A 15747-nucleotide genomic window follows, 5' to 3' on the forward strand; every position below is an offset into this window, starting at 1 on the left:
AACGGGTTTACTGGCGCATTATCTTTTGAAAGGCGCACATGTTTTCCATGAAACCCCTGGCCAGGTTGTTAGCAACTTCGTTGACTGGTTTAACGCTCTCCCACGCCGCGCTGGCCGCCGTTCCGTTCGACCAGGGCCAGGCACCCGGCATCTACCGCATGATGCTGGGCCAGTTCCAGGTGACGGCCCTGTCGGACGGCACGGTCACCATCGCGCTCGACAAGCTGTTGACGGAAATCAAGCCAGCCACCCTGGCCGCCAGCCTGCGCGACAACCATTTGGCGCCAATGGCGGAAACCTCGATCAACGCCTTTCTGATCAATACGGGCAAGCAGCTGGTGCTGGTCGATACGGGCGCCGGAGATCTGTTCGGCCAGCCCATGGGCGCGCGGGCGGGCCGCCTGCAGCGCAGCTTGCGCAATGCGGGCTATACGGCGGAACAGGTCGACTTTGTTCTGCTCACGCACATCCACGCCGACCATTCCGGCGGCTTGTCGCACGATGGCCAGCGGCTGTTCCCGAATGCGCACGTGTATGTGGACCAGCATGACGCCGATTTCTGGCTCAATAGCGCCAACCAGGCCGGTGCTGCCGAAGGCCAGCGCCACGGTTTCGACGAGGCCCAGGCGATGCTGGCGCCCTACGTGGCAGCAGGGCGCTTGAAGCCATACCAGGGCGGTGACGAAATCGTACCCGGCATCCGCGCCGTGCCGGCCTATGGCCACACGCCGGGCCACAGTTATTATATGGTGGAGAGCGGCGGGCAGAAATTGCTGCTGCTGGGCGACATGCTGCATGCGGGCGCCGTGCAATTCCCTCATCCAGGCACCACCATCCTGTTTGACGTGGACGCGGCCGGCGCCAAGGCGCAGCGGGCGCGTGAAATGGCCGATGCCGCCAGCAAGGGCTACTGGGTCGGCGCGGCGCACCTGAGCTTCCCCGGCATCGGGCATATCGTCAAGGATGGCAAAGCAGACGCCTATCGCTGGGTGCCGGCCAATTACAACGCATGGTAGGGATGTAAAAAAGCCGGCTTGGGCCGGCTTCGTTCACTGTGACTGCTGATCCGCGTACGGGTCTGCAATGCCGAGTTTTGCCAGGATGTCCGTTTCCAGCCCTTCCATCTCGGCCGCTTCCTCGTCATCCATGTGGTCGTAGCCCTGCGCATGCAGCACGCCGTGCACGATCAGATGGGCCGTGTGCTCTTCAACGCTCTTCTTTTGCTCCGCAGCTTCCTTTTCCAGCACGTCCGTGCACAGGATGATGTCGGCGCGCGTCGGCTCATCGTCCGCCAGCTCTTCGCCTTCGTTGTAGGCAAAGGTCAGCACGTTGGTGGCGTAGTCCTTTTCGCGGTAGTCGCGGTTCAAGGCACGGCCTTCCTCTGCGTCGACGAAGCGGATGGTCAATTCGGCTGGCGCGAACAGGGCCGCCTTGACCCAGCGGCGCACTTTTGGCCGCGTGATCAGCGTTTCCAGGCGGGCATCCGGGTATTGCACGGACAAGGACAGTTTATTTTTTTCGGACATTTTTGGCGGCAGCTGGTTTGATCAAGGGAGTGAGCAGGGCGGCGTCGGTGCCGGTGGCCTGCGCCGTTTCATAGGCGTCGACGATGCGCGCGACAAGCGGATGGCGCACCACGTCGGTGCTGTTAAATTGCGTGAAGCCGATGCCGCGCACGTCTTTGAGCACTTGCACGGCATCGATCAGGCCACTTTTCTGGCTCTTTTGCAGGTCGACCTGGGTCACGTCGCCCGTCACCACGGCCTTGCTGCCAAAGCCGATGCGCGTCAAGAACATCTTCATCTGTTCGACGGTGGTGTTTTGCGCCTCGTCGAGGATGACAAACGCATGGTTCAGGGTGCGCCCGCGCATGTAGGCCAGCGGGGCGATCTCGATCACCTGTTTTTCGAACAGTTTTTGCGTGCGGTCAAAGCCCAGCAAATCGTACAGCGCATCGTACAGGGGGCGCAGGTAGGGATCGACCTTTTGCGCCAGGTCGCCCGGCAAAAAGCCCAGGCGCTCGCCCGCTTCGACGGCAGGGCGCGTCAGGATGATGCGCTTGACGGCGTCGCGTTCGAGCGCGTCGACGGCGCAGGCGACGGCCAGGTACGTCTTGCCCGTGCCAGCCGGGCCCACGCCGAAGCTGATGTCGTGTTCGAGAATGTCGCGCAGGTAGGCGATCTGGTGCGGCGTACGGCCGCGCAGGTCGCTGCGCCGTGTTTTCAGCACGGGGCTGGCGATGTCCGGTTCCACAAACGTGCTGATGGGCGCGCTGGCATGGTGCTCCGAGGCGGCCGACAGGCCGGCGCGCTGCTCGACCAGGGCCAGCTGCACTTCTTCCAGCGGCACGACCTTATTGGCAATGGCGTAGAACTGCTCGAGGATTTCCACGGCGCGCGCGGCGTTGCTGCCGCCGACGATGAATTTCTCGCCGCGGCGGAAGATCGTCACGTCGAGGGCGGCGGAAATCTGGCGCAGGTTTTCATCGAGCGGTCCGCACAGGTGCGCCAGGCGCGTGTTGTCGAGCGGTTCGGGGATGAAGTAATGCGGCTGTATCGGGGCTTTGGTTTTCAACTGGCTCTTTTCAATGCTTGGGCGCCAGCGACGAGTTCGCCGCGCAGGGTGTAGGAATGGCTCTCGGTGATGCGCACGTCGACCAGCTGGCCGATCAGTTGCAGAGCATCGGGGCCGGCGTCAAAATTGACCACGCGGTTGTTTTCGGTGCGCCCTTGCAGTTCGCTGTCGTCCGTGTCCTTCTTCGAGCGGCCTTCGACGAGGATGGTTTGCACGCTGCCCACCATGGCCAGGCTGTACTTGCGCGTGTTGGCGTCGATGGCGGCCTGCAACTGCTGCAGGCGGGCCAGCTTGGTTTCATGCGGCGTGTCGTCTTCCAGGCTGGCGGCCGGCGTGCCGGGGCGCTTGCTGAAGATGAAGCTGTAGCTGTTGTCGAAGCCAACGTCGGCAATCAGCTTCATCATGGCGTCGAAGTCGGCCTGGGTCTCGCCAGGAAAACCCACGATGAAGTCCGAGGAAATGGCCATGTTCGGGCGCACGGCGCGGATGCGGCGGATGATGGACTTGTATTCGAGGCCCGTGTAGCCGCGCTTCATGGCGCCGAGGATCTTGTCGGCACCGTGCTGCGCCGGCAGATACAGATGGTCGACCAGCTGCGGGATCTTGGCGTAGGCGTCGATCAGGCGCTGCGTGAATTCCTTCGGGTGGCTGGTGATGAAACGCATGCGGGCGATGCCGGGGATGTCGGCCACGTATTCGAGCAGCAGGGCGAAGTCGGCGATGTCGCCGCCTTCCATCACGCCCCGGTAGGCGTTCACATTCTGGCCCAGCAGGGTGATTTCCTTGACGCCCTGGGCGGCCAGGCCAGCCACTTCCGTCAACACGTCTTCGAAGCGGCGCGAGACTTCTTCGCCGCGCGTGTAGGGCACCACGCAGTAACTGCAGTATTTGCTGCAGCCTTCCATGATGGAGACAAACGCCGAGGCGCCGTCCACCTTGGCTGGCGGCATGTGGTCGAACTTTTCGATTTCCGGAAAGCTGATGTCGACCTGCGAAGTGCCGCTGGAGCGGCGCAGGGCGATCATTTGCGGCAAGCGGTGCAGGGTTTGCGGGCCGAAGACCATGTCGACATACGGCGCGCGCTTGACGATGGCGTCGCCTTCCTGCGAGGCCACGCATCCGCCCACGCCAATCAATAGATTCGGGTTGGCGAGTTTGAGCTCGCGCAGGCGGCCCAGGTCGGAAAACACTTTTTCCTGCGCCTTTTCGCGCACGGAGCAGGTATTGAGCAGGATGACATCGGCTTCTTCGGGGTGTTCCGTGCGCACCAGGCCATCGGAGGCGCCCAGCACATCGGCCATCTTGTCCGAGTCGTACTCGTTCATCTGGCAGCCGAAGGTTTTAATGAATACTTTTTTCTGCATGGAGTCGGGTACTTTATTGGTTGTGAGCGGTAGTGCGCTGCAAATAAGAAGGCTGGGCAGGATGCGGCAGCGCAGGGCGTCGCTTAGGGCGGGGTGCCATGCAAGAGCGCGTGGATGACCGGCCGGGCGCACCTGGCTGCCCGGTGGCAGGCTCGCTGCAAGTTCAGGCCATAGTTTAGCGTAAATCGCCTGGTCCGGCCATGTTGCACTTACCTTGCCGACAAGGTTTCGGCGCGCCTGCGCCGCTCATTGCAGTGATGCCATAAAGCATTTGTTACCATATAGCATCATTGATTTGTAACAAGTTGCTGCAAAGCCTTGTGTGCGGCCGCAGGCGTCCTAATGTGTTGAAATGGCATCGTTGTTTACGCAACCAGCACCTTAATTGATATTTAACAATCGAGAAGGTTGTGCAAGGCGCAGATGCTGCCTGTTTGGACTAGTATATTGTCTCATATGCAATTCATTTCAGCCAATTGCAGTACGTTTTACTCACGCGGCAAGCTGTGCACGTCGGCTGGACGTGGCTGTGCGAGTCCTGTGCAGGCAGCACGATAGGAGGTGTAGGGGCTGACGGTTTTTGAAATACTTTTAAACACTCTAAGCCAGCCTTAAGTTCGTATCGCCATTCTTTCAACATTCACTAGACGAGGAAAAATCATGGCACATCATGCATTAGCATCGCAAGAGACTTACAACCCTAACCACCTGCTGGACATTCTGCTGAGCAAGATGCAGTTGAAAAACGACGCAGCCCTGTCGCGCCTGCTTGAAGTGGCGCCACCGGTCATCAGCAAGATTCGCCATCACCGCTTGCCGGTCGGCGCTTCCCTGCTGATCCGCATGCACGAAGTAACGGGCATGAGCATCCGTGACCTGCGCGACTTGATGGGCGACCGCCGCACCAAGTATCGTTTGTCCGACGCCCAGGGCCGTCCAAAAGCGGAAGACCGCGGCGATGCGCAAGAATCGAATTACGCGCACTGATGTGGTGGTCGCGCGCTGACTGTGCCGCTTGCATATTTGCTGGTGGTAACAGGCTGGCGTGGACCGGGCAGAATGGAAGTAAAGCAGTACCCATAGCGGCTTTCGCCTCGCAGCGAGAGCCGTTTGCGTTTACGGCGTTTACGGCTTTGCTTGCTGAATCAGCTTAATAATGCCGTCGTAATTTCGTCGTAGCGCAGTTCCGTTTCGCGGAACAGTTGCAGATACGTTTCCTCTTCCAGGCCCAGCGCCTCCCACGCGACCAGCGAGACGCGCGGCACCATGTCGTCGCCCGCCTGCGCCAGGTCCAGCGCGCAGACGATGGCATTGGCCACGTGGATCAGCGCTGCCAGGAAACCGGCGCCCGGCGTTTCCGGTTGCAGATAGTTGCCGATTGCCAGGCGCATGGTGTCGGAAAAATTCCAGTGCTCGGCCAGCGCCACGCCCGCCTGCACGTGGTCCACGCCCAGTACGCTTCGCTCGGCCTCGAGCAGGCTGCAATCGTTCGCCGCCTGATGCGCGATCACTTGCGCGTACTGGGCGGGAAAGCTGCTGACCAGCACCAGGCGGCCGATGTTGTGCAGCAAGCCGGCCGTAAAGGCGTAATCCTGGTTGAAGCGGATCTGCCGCGCCAGCACCTTGGCGCAGCCAGCCGTGGCCACCGAATGGCGCCAGAAGGCCTTGTCGTCGAAGCCCGGACAGCGTCCTTCCGGGAAGCAGCCGGTAATGGCGGCCGAGGTGATCAGGCTGCGCGTGGTCTGGAAGCCCAAGTACGTGATGGCTTGCTGGATGGTGGTGGCTTTTACTTGCAAGCCGTATTGCGAGGAGTTGGCCAGGCGCAAGGTTTTCGCCGTCAGGGCCTGATCGTACGAGACTTTTTTTGCCAGCACGGAAATATCCACGTCTTCCTGGTCGATGCTGTTGAGCAGTTCCATCACCACGGCGGGCAGCGAAGGCAGGTCGTCGAGGTGGGCGACGATGTCGTCGAACGTCAGCTGGGCACTCATGCCGCGCCTCCCGTGTCCAGGCGGTACGCCGTCACATAGCTGCGCAGCAAGGTGGTGGCGGCCTCCCCGGGATCGTCCGGATCGTGCTTGCGGAACAGATAAGCCAGCCGTTCGCGGTAGGCTGCCTGCTGTGCGGCCACTTCCTCGGGCGGCGGCGGCGGCGCCTGGATCGGCAGCATGTCGATGCCATGGCGCGGCATCAGGGCCAGCATATTTTCTGTCAGTACCGCGCCTTGCGGCAATAGTACCTGTCCATGCGCATCGAGCAAGACATCCGACAAGACCATGCCAGGACGAACTTGTTCCAGGGGTAGATGTTGATGCGTGACCGCCATGACGACTCCTTTGATGATTGCGGGATATTACCATTGCCTTGGCGCAATGTCTCAACCTGCATCAATGTCCGTGCTGATGACAGGGCTGCTGTAAATCTTGCCAATAAGCATGTCATACCGTACATTTCATCCAGGCTGTTGCATTGCTGACGTATCTGCGCCCGCGCCGCGGGCCGGCGGCTGGCCCCGGGAGTGTTGATTGATGGTGAGTATCCAAGTCCGGCTGACCATGCTTTTTGTCGTGATCGTCACTCTGGTGCTGGGCATTTCCGGCAGCTATACCCAATATACCCTGAGCAAGGAGCTCGAATCGGGCAGCGCGCGCCTGCGCAGCGGCGTGCTCACGCGCTTGCAGACCAGTTTGCCTTCGGCCCTGTGGGACCTGGATAAATCCAAGGTCGACAGCATCGTCGCGGCCGAAATGCTGCCGCCGGAACTGGTCGGCATCCGCGTGTATGACGCTTCGGTGGGCCTGTTCGCGGGCGAAGTGCGCGACGCCACCGGCACCCTGGTGCCTTTGGAGGCGGAGGTGGCCATCGGCGGCACGCCCGTCGAGGCGCCGCTGGTATTTCGCGATGCCATGGTGGCCACCGGCGCCAAGCCGGTGATCGTGGGCAAGGTTATCGTCAATTTCAGCCGCGAGCAGATCGAGGCCACCTTGCGCAGCGAAGTGCGGCGCAAGGTGGTGGAGGTGTTGCTGCTTGACATCATTCTCGTGGGTGCCCTGGCGCTGAGCCTGCGCATCGTCTTTGGTCCCTTGAAACAGTTGCGCGACGGCTTGGTCGATCTGGCCACGCGCGGCAGCGACGAAGTCGAGGAGCTGCCGGAAAACCGGCGCGACGAACTGGGCGATGTGATTCGCGGCTTCAATGCCGTGCAGCGCAAGCTCAAGTCCATTATCGAAGGCAGCCGCCAGGCCGAAGATGTGGCGCGCCGTTCGCAGCAGGAAACGGCGCAGGCCATGGATGAGCTGCGCCGCGCACAGGAATCGTTGCTGCAGTCGGAGCGGCTGGCGTCGCTGGGCAGCCTGGTGGCCGGCGTGGCGCATGAAATCAATACCCCGGTCGGCATCGCGCTGACCAGTGCTTCCGTGCTGAAGGAAGCCACCGATGCCATCAGTGCGAAGGTGGCGGGCGGCGTCGTGAAGAAGACCGATATCGTGCGCTACCTGGAGACGGCCGGCGAGAGCGCGCGTTTGATCATGAACAATGCCTACCGCGCCGCGCACCTGATCCACAGCTTCAAGCAGATTGCCGTCGACCAGGTCAGCGAGGCGCGCCGTTTGTTCGAATTGCGCGACTATATCGGCGAAGTGATATCGAGCCTGCAGCCCACCTTGAAAAAGACGCGCATCGCCATCGATATCGATTGTCCGCCAGACATCATGCTCGACAGCTATCCCGGCGCGCTGGCGCAGGTACTGACCAATCTGGTGCTCAACTGTGTCGAGCACGCCTTCGATGCGGACACGGCCGGCAGCATCCATATCGGCGTGCGCCCCGACGGCGGCTGGATAGCCATGCAAGTGCGCGACAATGGCCGCGGCATCGCGCCGGACATGCTCGACCGCGTCTTTGACCCGTTTGTCACCACGCGGCGCGGGCAGGGTGGCACGGGACTGGGTCTGAATATCGTATTCAACTTGATTGCCAAGCAGTTTGGCGGCACCATCACGGTCAGCAGCACGCTGGGGCAGGGCGCCGTGTTCCTGCTGCGCCTGCCCAAGGTGACGCCGTTGCCGGAAGGCGCTGCCAGCGCAGCGGCCGGCCTGGCATAGGCAAGGAGAAAAGCATGGAAAATGGTCAAAACAGTCAGCAAGTGGCATTCTTGCGCGGTATCAATGTGGGACGCGGCAAGCGGGTGGCCATGGCCGACTTGCGCAAGCTGCTGGGCGACCTGGGCTTTGCACAGGTGCGCACGGTGCTCAATAGTGGCAACGTGGTGTTTGACGCCGGCAAGGTGGCGCCAGCGGACGCTGCCGCACGCATCGAAGAGGCACTGGTGCTCAAACTGGGCGTGGCGGCGCGCGTGACGGTGTTGTCGGCCAGCCAGTTTGCCGAACTGATGGCGCAAAATACCCTGGTACCGGCGGCCGATGCGGCCCGTTTGCTGGTGCTGGTGCTGAACAATCCGGCCGATGTGCAGCGCCTGGCGCCGCTGTTGCAGCAGCCGTGGCAGCCGGAAGCGCTGGCGCTGGGCCAGTGGGCCGCGTATGTCTGGTGTCATGATGGCGTGCTGGCCAGCAAAGTGCTGGCGGCGCTGGGCGCCTTGCTGGGTGATGGCGTCACCTCGCGCAACTGGGCTACCATGCTTAAATTGAAACTATTGCTGGACGGGCCCGAAGTGGCCGCGCATGCCAGCGTCAAGGAGACATAATGGCGCACATTACTGGGCAATTCGACGTTGCCATCAGCCCGGAAACGTTGTCGGACACGGCCGCGCAGTCCGGATTGGGGCGTTTGTCGCTGAATAAGCGCTACCACGGCGCCCTCGATGCCAGCGCGCAGGGCGAAATGCTCAGCGTGCGCGCCAGCGTGGCCGGTTCGGCCGGCTATGTGGCGCTGGAGCGGGTCGACGGCACTCTGGACGGACGCCGGGGCAGTTTTTATCTGCAGCACAGCGGCAGCATGACGCGCGGCACTCCTACCTTGTCGGTCACGGTGGTGCCCGATACGGGCACGGGCCAGTTGCTAGGCCTGTCTGGCAGCCTGGCCATCCGCATCGAAGGCGGCAAGCACTATTACGACTTCAGCTACGACATTTCTGAGGTGCAATGAACTGGGATATCGTCAAGGGCGTCTTGATTTTGCTGCTCGCCGTCAGCGTGGTGGGCACGGCCTTCGTACTCATTTCCGCATCCGGCCCGGACAAGGCGGGCTGCATCGCGCGCGCCCTGAAGTCAGGCATTCCTGTCGGTAATATCGAAAGAGTCTGCCGCTTGCTCGACAAGTGACGCCGCTAAAAAAAATCCGCGCAAGGCGGAATTTTTTTACGGCAGTGCTATCGCACCGTCAACATTGGGTCAGCTATCGAATTTTTCCTGTTTTTCACTGTGCATGCCAAACGCCAGCAAGCCCAGTCCCACCAATAACATCGAGACCATGCTCGCTTCGGGCACGGGCGGCGGCACGTTCGCTTGCTGTGCGGCCGGGGGCGCGGCGGCTTTGAACGGCGCCAATGGATTCTGGTGCGCGCCAGCGCTGCTCCAGTGCATGGCTGCATTGACGCTGTCGCCCTGGGCCAGCAGGCGCGCATACGGCAAGTCCGGCGTTTCCCAGCCGGTATAGTTATTCAGGCTGATGCTCTCATCGATCGCGATACGCTCGCCTGCTTCACGCAGCTTGCCGGCGTCGCTGACTGCCGCCGCGCTCCATGCACTGGCCGACAGCGCCAGCATGGCCACGCAAAGCGGCTGAATTATCCTCATCTTGATCTCCCTGGTTCACTGTTTGGCGCAGCCGAGAGCGGCTTGCGCATGGACAGACAATGCGCCTGTACGGGGGCGCATCATGATTTTTCTGTTGACACCTTATTACATCACAATTCATGGCAATTTTGCTACATATATTTGTTATTTATTACGAATATTTATCATTATGATAGCTGCAATGCTATCGTTGCCACGCACTTCGCATGAGCCCGCTATCGGGCGGAAAACACTGTTGTTTTCTGGAGCGAATGGCCAGCAGGAAAACAATATATTGATTAATATATTGTTTATCGGATGATGTTCAACACTACCGCCTGTGGGAGGGCATGATGGAAACTGTCGCAACGCAAGAAGCAGATTACAACCTCGACGCCATGCGCGAATCGGCCTATAAGGCCAGCTCGCTGCTCAAGACCATGGGCAATGCCGACCGCTTGATGCTGCTGTGCCAGCTATCGCAGGGCGAGCATTGCGTCAGTGACCTGGAGCAAAAAGTGGGCATCGGCCAGCCGACCTTGTCGCAGCAGCTTGGCGTGCTGCGCGAAGAGATGCTGGTGGCCACACGGCGCGACGGCAAGCAGATTTATTACCGCGTCTCCAGCGCGCCCGTGCTGGCCGTGCTGCAAGTGCTGTATGCGCAATTTTGCGCGCCACGGCCCCTGTTCAACGACGAAGCGTACTGAGATCTGCCATGCATATCGACTGGCAGCACTTCACGCCGTGGGTTTCGCTGGCCGGCGGCATGCTGATCGGCCTGGCTGCCGCGATGTTGATTTTATTCAACGGCCGCATCGCCGGCATCAGCGGCATCGTGGGCGGCGTGCTGCGTCCGCGCCAGGGCGACCTGGGCTGGCGCATCGCCTTTCTGGCCGGCCTCATCGCCACGCCCCTGCTGTGGCAGTGGTGGCACTCCTTGCCGCCAGTGCAGATCGACGCGGGCACACCTGCCCTTGTCGTCGCCGGCTTGCTGGTCGGCGTGGGCGTACGCTATGGTGCCGGCTGCACCAGCGGCCACGGCGTGTGCGGCCTGTCGCGTTTGTCGCCCCGCTCGCTGGCGGCCACCGTCGCCTTCATGGCGGCCGGTTTCCTGACCGTCTATCTGCTGCGCCACGTATGCTGAAAATGGTGTTCTCCCTGTTGAGCGGCCTGGTCTTTGGCGTGGGCCTGATCGTCTCCGGCATGAGCAACCCGGCCAAGGTGCTGGGTTTTCTCGACCTGGCCGGCGCCTGGGACCCGTCGCTGGCGTTGGTGATGGGCGGCGCCATCGCCGTTGCCATGCCCGCCTTCTGGCTGGCGCGCCGGCGCCAGCAAGCGATCCTGGGCGGGCCCATGCAATTGCCGGGCGCGCGCCAGATCGACCGGCGTTTAGTGCTGGGCAGCCTGGCCTTTGGCGCGGGCTGGGGCATTGCCGGTTTCTGTCCCGGTCCCGCCCTGGTATCCCTGCTGGCAGGGCAAGCCAAAGCCTGGATATTCGTGTGCGCCATGCTGGCCGGCATGGCCCTGTTCGAGGTGCTGGAGTGGAACAAGGCACGCCGCAAGGCTGCGCCTGCCGCCTGAGACGGTACAATCTGGCGCATCGCCACTCAGGATGCCCCACTTACCATGAAGACCGTGATTCAACGAACAAGCATGCGCGCCGCCTTGCTGTGCAGCGTGCTGGCGCTGGCTGCCTGCGGCAGCTTGCTGAAGAAAGAGGCGCCACCGCCGTCCGCGCCCGTGGCCGACACCTTGCCCAATCCGCAAGTGCTGCTGCTGGGCGAGGTGCATGACAATGCGCAAGGCCACCGCCTGCGCATGGCCGAACTGCAGCGCCGCGTGGCTGCCGGCTGGCGTCCCGTCATTGTCATGGAGCAGTTCGACCGTGAAAACCAGGCATTGCTGACGCGCGCTGCGCGCGAATGCGCCGACCCCGACTGCATCATCCGCGTCATGGAACAGCCGCGCTGGGACTGGAGCTTGTACCGGCCCGTGCTGGACCTGGCCATCAGTTACCAGTTGCCCCTGATCGCCGCCAATCTGTCGCCCGTGGATGCTTCGCGCATCGTGCGCGATGGCATCAAATGGTCGATGCCGCAGGCCATGCTTGGTACGTATCTGGCCACGCCCGTGCCGGCCGATATCCTGGAAGGGCAAAAGAAGGAAATCCAGGAAAGCCGCTGTAATATGCTGCCCGACATGATGCTCGACGGCATCGTCAACGCCCAGGTGGCACGCGATATCTGGATGGCTAAGCTGATCCGTGACCAGGCGCCGCGCGATGTGGTGTTGTTGGCCGGCAATGACCACGTGCGCAAGGATATCGGCGTGCCCCGCTGGCTGAAATTGGCCGACCCGCAACTGAATGTGCGCAGCATCGGCTACCTGGAGCAGGGCGGCAGCAGCTACCGGGGGGCGTTTGACTTGACGCAAACCATGGCGCCGCAGCTGCGGCCTGACCCTTGCGCGAAGTTTAAATAATCATTGCTGCACACGCACCAGGGCGCTGACCCGGCTGGCCGTTTCCAGCAGTTTCGGCAAGCTGTGCTCCAGCAGATGCGCCACGGACGGCCCCGCCGTCTGGCCGCTGACATTGATCGCCGCCACGACTTTGCCGCTGCGATCGAACACCGGTGCGGCCAGGGAGACCAGGCCCTGTTCCAGTTCCTCTTGCACCAGGCTCCAGCCCTGGCGGCGCACCTGGGCAATTTCTTCCATCAATGCATCGATATCGACCAGGGTGGCCGGCGTCAGTTTCAATAAGGCTATCTTCGACAGGCGCGCGCGCAGGGCATCGGGCGCCAGGCCTGAGAGCAAGACCCGGCCCATCGAGGTGCAGTACGCGGGCAAGCGGCTGCCGATGCCCAGGTTGATCGACATGGTGCGGTGCGCGGACAGGCGCACCACGTAGACGATGTCGTCGCCGTCGAGCACGCTGGCCGAGCACGACTGGCGCAAGGATGCCATCAATGCTTCCAGCAGCGGCTGCGCCTGCGTCCACACTGGCAAGGAAGACAAGTAGGCGTAACCTAGGTCCAGCACCTTCGGCGTCAGACGAAACAGCCGCCCGTCCACTTCCACATAACCGAGATGCAGCAAGGTGTGCAGGATGCGCCGCGCCCCGGCGCGCGTCAGTTGTGCGCGCTCGGCCACTTCGCTCAGGGTTTGCCGCGGCGCCTCGGCGCCGAAGCTGCGCAGCACGGCCAGGCCGCGTGCAAACGATTGCACATAGCTGTCGCCGGGACGCGGCGCGGCGTCGGTCGCGGCGGGTTCTTCAGCGGAAAGTGAGGCGGTGCGGCGTTCGCTCATGGGGATTCCAATTCGTCAAGGTGGCAATTATAGCCATGTGGGTGGTCGAAACGGCAAATTGACAAGCGCGGTAATCAAGCATATTCTCACGAATAAGTTCTAAATGCGAATATTTGTTCTACCTACGAACAAATGACTGACTGGTTTTATTTGGAGGAGACAGAAGATGATCGATAAACTGCGTTCCAGCGTCCTTGATGCGCTGGCCGATATTCACGATGGCGCCACCGTCATGATTGGCGGCTTCGGCGGCGCCGGCCAGCCAGCCGAGCTGATCGATGGCTTGATCGCCCACGGCGCGCGCGAGCTCGTCATCGTCAACAACAATGCGGGTAATGGCGATACGGGCCTGGCTGCGCTGCTAAAAAACGGGCAAGTGCGCAAGATCATCTGCTCGTTCCCGCGCCAGGCCGATTCCCACGTGTTCGACGCCCTGTACCGCGCGGGCAAGCTGGAGCTTGAATTGGTGCCGCAGGGCAACCTGGCCGAGCGCATCCGCGCCGCCGGCGCCGGCATCGGCGGCTTCTTTACGCCCACGGGCTATGGCACGGACTTGGCCAAGGGCAAGGAAACGCGCGAAATCGACGGCCGCATGTATGTGTTCGAGTCGCCCATCCACGCCGACTTCGCCCTGATCAAGGCCGAGCAGGGCGACCGCTGGGGCAATTTGACTTACCGCAAGACGGCGCGCAACTTCGGGCCGATCATGGCCATGGCCGCCAAGGTCAGCATCGCTTCCGTACATGAGGTGCTTGACCTGGGCAGCATCGATCCCGAACACGTCATCACGCCGGGCCTGTTCGTGCAGCGCATCGTGCAAGTGCCGCGCACGGCCACCGGCCCCGCCGGCTTCAAAGCCGCTTGAAAGAGAGTCAACAATGAATAAATGGAATCGAGACCAGATGGCGGCCCGCGTGGCGGCCGATATTAATGAAGGCGCCGTGGTCAACCTGGGCATCGGCTTGCCGACCCTGGTGGCAAACCACTTGCCGGCTGGCGCGGACATCATCCTGCACAGCGAAAACGGGGTGATCGGCATGGGTCCGGCACCGGCGCCCGGCGAGGAAGACTACGACTTGATCAACGCGGGCAAGCAGCCCGTTACCTTGTTGCCCGGAGGCAGCTATTTCCACCACGCCGACAGCTTTGCCATGATGCGCGGCGGCCACCTGGATATTTGCGTGCTGGGCGCCTTCCAGGTGTCGGCCACGGGCGACCTGGCCAACTGGCACACCGGCGCGCCAGACGCCATTCCCGCCGTGGGCGGGGCCATGGACCTGGCTATCGGTGCGAAGAAAACCTGGGTCATGATGGAACTGCTGACCAAGGCGGGCGAGAGCAAGCTGGTGCAAAACTGCACCTATCCTCTGACGGGCATCGCCTGCGTCAGCCGCATCTACAGCGACCTGGCCGTGATCGACCTGTCGCCCGAGGGCGCCGCCGTGATCGAGCTGGTCGACGGCATCAGCTTTGAGCAGTTGCAAGCCTTGACGGCCGTGCCGCTGACGGACGCCCGCTAATTCACTATCAATAAACTTTCTTGGAGGAAAGCACATGACTCACGCCTATATCTGCGACGCCCAGCGTACGCCATTCGGCCGCTACGGCGGCAGCCTGTCCGGCGTGCGCGCCGACGACTTGGGCGCCGTGCCCATCCGTGCCTTGATGGCGCGCAACCCGAACGTGGACTGGGAAGCCGTTACCGACGTGCTGTACGGCTGCGCCAACCAGGCGGGCGAGGATAACCGCAACGTGGCGCGCATGGCGGCCTTGCTGGCCGGCTTGCCGATTGCCGTGCCGGGCGCCACCCTGAACCGCCTGTGCGGCTCGGGCCTGGACGCGGTCGGCAGCGCGGCCCGCTTCATCAAGAGCGGCGAGGCGGGCTTGATGATCGCCGGCGGCGTGGAAAGCATGAGCCGCGCACCGTTTGTGATGGGCAAGGCCGACAGCGCCTTTTCACGCGGCATGAAAATGGAAGACACGACCATCGGCTGGCGCTTCGTCAATCCCCTGATGAAGGCGCAATACGGCGTCGACTCGATGCCGGAAACGGCGGAAAACGTGGCGACCGAGTTTGGCATCAGCCGCGCCGACCAGGATTTGATGGCCTTGGCCAGCCAGGTAAAAGCCCTGGCCGCGCAAGAGGCGGGCGTGTTCGACAGTGAAATTTGCCCCGTCAGCATCGCCCAAAAGAAGGGCGAGCCGATTATCGTCAGCCGCGATGAACACCCGCGCGCGACCACCCTGGAAACATTGACGAAGCTCAAACCCGTCGTGCGTGCGGACGGCACGATTACGGCCGGCAACGCTTCCGGCGTCAACGATGGCGCGGCGGCCCTGCTGCTGGCCGACGAGGCCAGCGCGGCGCGTTTCGGCCTGACGCCGCGCGCGCGCGTGGTGGCCATGGCGACGGCTGGCGTGGCGCCCCGCGTCATGGGCATCGGTCCCGCACCGGCCACCCTGAAAGTGCTGGCCATGACGGGCTTGACGATGGCCGACTTCGACGTCATCGAACTGAACGAAGCGTTTGCCGCGCAGGGCCTGGCCGTGATCCGCCAGCTGGGTTTGCGCGACGACGATCCGCGCATCAACCCGAACGGCGGCGCGATTGCGCTCGGCCATCCGCTGGGCGCCTCGGGTGCGCGCCTGGCCATGACGGCCGTCAACCAGTTGCATCGCACGGGTGGGCGCTATGCATTATGTACCATGTGCATCGGCGTCGGCCAGGGCATCGCGCTGGTGCTGGAACGGGTCTGATCGTTCCTTTG

20 protein-coding genes are annotated in these 15747 nt (G+C 62.4%); 13 read left to right on the forward strand and 7 right to left on the reverse strand.

The window, feature by feature from the left end; translation table 11 throughout:
* Positions 1–38: 38 nt before the first annotated feature.
* Positions 39–1016, forward strand: coding sequence for an MBL fold metallo-hydrolase (locus ACQ4W6_RS07240; RefSeq protein WP_436566496.1), 978 nt, complete (start codon positions 39–41; stop codon positions 1014–1016).
* 33 nt (positions 1017–1049) lie between these two features.
* Here ACQ4W6_RS07240 and ybeY read toward each other — a convergent pair whose 3' ends face one another.
* The 3 genes from ybeY to miaB are packed head-to-tail and all read right to left on the reverse strand — an operon-like array spanning position 1050 to position 3938.
* A complete protein-coding gene (gene ybeY / locus ACQ4W6_RS07245; protein ID WP_436566497.1) occupies positions 1050–1526 on the reverse strand; it encodes an rRNA maturation RNase YbeY in 477 nt (158 codons plus the stop codon).
* Positions 1510–2574, reverse strand: coding sequence for a PhoH family protein (locus ACQ4W6_RS07250; RefSeq protein WP_436566498.1), 1065 nt, complete (start codon positions 2572–2574; stop codon positions 1510–1512). The genes ybeY and ACQ4W6_RS07250 overlap by 17 nt, the downstream gene beginning before the upstream one ends.
* Positions 2571–3938, reverse strand: coding sequence for a tRNA (N6-isopentenyl adenosine(37)-C2)-methylthiotransferase MiaB (gene miaB, locus ACQ4W6_RS07255; RefSeq protein WP_436566499.1), 1368 nt, complete (start codon positions 3936–3938; stop codon positions 2571–2573). The genes ACQ4W6_RS07250 and miaB overlap by 4 nt, the downstream gene beginning before the upstream one ends.
* Positions 3939–4598: 660 nt before the next feature.
* Between miaB and ACQ4W6_RS07260 the strand changes: the two genes are divergently transcribed.
* Positions 4599–4925: a hypothetical protein gene (locus tag ACQ4W6_RS07260; RefSeq protein WP_071322071.1), complete on the forward strand. Its 327-nt coding sequence runs from the start codon at positions 4599–4601 to the stop codon at positions 4923–4925.
* A gap of 158 nt (positions 4926–5083) precedes the next feature.
* Here ACQ4W6_RS07260 and ACQ4W6_RS07265 read toward each other — a convergent pair whose 3' ends face one another.
* Both ACQ4W6_RS07265 and ACQ4W6_RS07270 read right to left on the reverse strand, forming a co-directional pair.
* Positions 5084–5929, reverse strand: a complete 846-nt coding sequence (locus tag ACQ4W6_RS07265) for an HDOD domain-containing protein (protein ID WP_436566500.1) — start codon at positions 5927–5929, stop codon at positions 5084–5086.
* Positions 5926–6264 carry a hypothetical protein gene (locus tag ACQ4W6_RS07270; RefSeq protein ID WP_436566501.1) on the reverse strand — a complete coding sequence of 113 codons (339 nt, stop codon included), beginning with the start codon at positions 6262–6264 and terminating at the stop codon, positions 5926–5928. The genes ACQ4W6_RS07265 and ACQ4W6_RS07270 overlap by 4 nt, the downstream gene beginning before the upstream one ends.
* A 202-nt stretch (positions 6265–6466) precedes the next feature.
* Between ACQ4W6_RS07270 and ACQ4W6_RS07275 the strand changes: the two genes are divergently transcribed.
* The 4 genes from ACQ4W6_RS07275 to ACQ4W6_RS07290 are packed head-to-tail and all read left to right on the forward strand — an operon-like array spanning position 6467 to position 9217.
* Positions 6467–8041 carry a sensor histidine kinase gene (locus ACQ4W6_RS07275; protein ID WP_436566594.1) on the forward strand — a complete coding sequence of 525 codons (1575 nt, stop codon included), beginning with the start codon at positions 6467–6469 and terminating at the stop codon, positions 8039–8041.
* Positions 8042–8055: 14 nt separating this feature from the next.
* Positions 8056–8640 (forward strand): DUF1697 domain-containing protein, encoded by a 585-nt coding sequence (locus ACQ4W6_RS07280; protein ID WP_436566502.1) that lies wholly within the window; start codon positions 8056–8058, stop codon positions 8638–8640.
* On the forward strand, positions 8637–9041 hold the full coding sequence (locus tag ACQ4W6_RS07285; protein ID WP_436566595.1) for a DUF3224 domain-containing protein: 405 nt from the start codon (positions 8637–8639) through the stop codon (positions 9039–9041). The genes ACQ4W6_RS07280 and ACQ4W6_RS07285 overlap by 4 nt, the downstream gene beginning before the upstream one ends.
* Positions 9038–9217: a hypothetical protein gene (locus tag ACQ4W6_RS07290; protein WP_436566503.1), complete on the forward strand. Its 180-nt coding sequence runs from the start codon at positions 9038–9040 to the stop codon at positions 9215–9217. The genes ACQ4W6_RS07285 and ACQ4W6_RS07290 overlap by 4 nt, the downstream gene beginning before the upstream one ends.
* A gap of 69 nt (positions 9218–9286) precedes the next feature.
* Here the strand turns inward: ACQ4W6_RS07290 and ACQ4W6_RS07295 are convergent, their stop codons facing one another.
* Complete coding sequence (locus ACQ4W6_RS07295; protein WP_436566504.1) at positions 9287–9691, reverse strand: hypothetical protein; 405 nt, start codon at positions 9689–9691, stop codon at positions 9287–9289.
* Between the two features lie 332 nt (positions 9692–10023).
* Between ACQ4W6_RS07295 and ACQ4W6_RS07300 the strand changes: the two genes are divergently transcribed.
* The 4 genes from ACQ4W6_RS07300 to ACQ4W6_RS07315 are packed head-to-tail and all read left to right on the forward strand — an operon-like array spanning position 10024 to position 12151.
* Positions 10024–10377, forward strand: a complete 354-nt coding sequence (locus tag ACQ4W6_RS07300; RefSeq protein WP_436566596.1) for an ArsR/SmtB family transcription factor — start codon at positions 10024–10026, stop codon at positions 10375–10377.
* Positions 10378–10385: 8 nt separating this feature from the next.
* The gene (locus ACQ4W6_RS07305; protein WP_436566505.1) at positions 10386–10814 is read left to right on the forward strand and encodes a YeeE/YedE family protein; all 429 of its coding nucleotides are present in this window, start codon (positions 10386–10388) and stop codon (positions 10812–10814) included.
* Positions 10808–11251, forward strand: coding sequence for a DUF6691 family protein (locus ACQ4W6_RS07310; protein ID WP_436566506.1), 444 nt, complete (start codon positions 10808–10810; stop codon positions 11249–11251). The genes ACQ4W6_RS07305 and ACQ4W6_RS07310 overlap by 7 nt, the downstream gene beginning before the upstream one ends.
* A gap of 45 nt (positions 11252–11296) precedes the next feature.
* A complete protein-coding gene (locus tag ACQ4W6_RS07315) occupies positions 11297–12151 on the forward strand; it encodes a ChaN family lipoprotein (RefSeq protein ID WP_436566507.1) in 855 nt (284 codons plus the stop codon).
* Here ACQ4W6_RS07315 and ACQ4W6_RS07320 read toward each other — a convergent pair whose 3' ends face one another.
* Positions 12152–12979 (reverse strand): IclR family transcriptional regulator domain-containing protein, encoded by an 828-nt coding sequence (locus ACQ4W6_RS07320; RefSeq protein WP_436566508.1) that lies wholly within the window; start codon positions 12977–12979, stop codon positions 12152–12154. It lies immediately after the preceding gene.
* A 166-nt stretch (positions 12980–13145) separates the two neighbouring features.
* Here ACQ4W6_RS07320 and ACQ4W6_RS07325 point away from each other — a divergent pair, with 166 nt between their 5' ends.
* The 3 genes from ACQ4W6_RS07325 to pcaF are packed head-to-tail and all read left to right on the forward strand — an operon-like array spanning position 13146 to position 15736.
* Positions 13146–13844, forward strand: coding sequence for a 3-oxoacid CoA-transferase subunit A (locus tag ACQ4W6_RS07325; RefSeq protein ID WP_436566509.1), 699 nt, complete (start codon positions 13146–13148; stop codon positions 13842–13844).
* A 13-nt stretch (positions 13845–13857) separates the two neighbouring features.
* A complete protein-coding gene (locus ACQ4W6_RS07330; RefSeq protein ID WP_436566510.1) occupies positions 13858–14499 on the forward strand; it encodes a 3-oxoacid CoA-transferase subunit B in 642 nt (213 codons plus the stop codon).
* Between the two features lie 34 nt (positions 14500–14533).
* Entirely contained in the window at positions 14534–15736 is a 1203-nt protein-coding gene (gene pcaF / locus ACQ4W6_RS07335) for a 3-oxoadipyl-CoA thiolase (protein ID WP_436566511.1), read from the forward strand.
* Positions 15737–15747: the final 11 nt, after the last annotated feature.

Origin of the sequence: Janthinobacterium woesei, from assembly GCF_051380875.1 — a bacterium.
Taxonomy (GTDB): domain Bacteria; phylum Pseudomonadota; class Gammaproteobacteria; order Burkholderiales; family Burkholderiaceae_D; genus Janthinobacterium.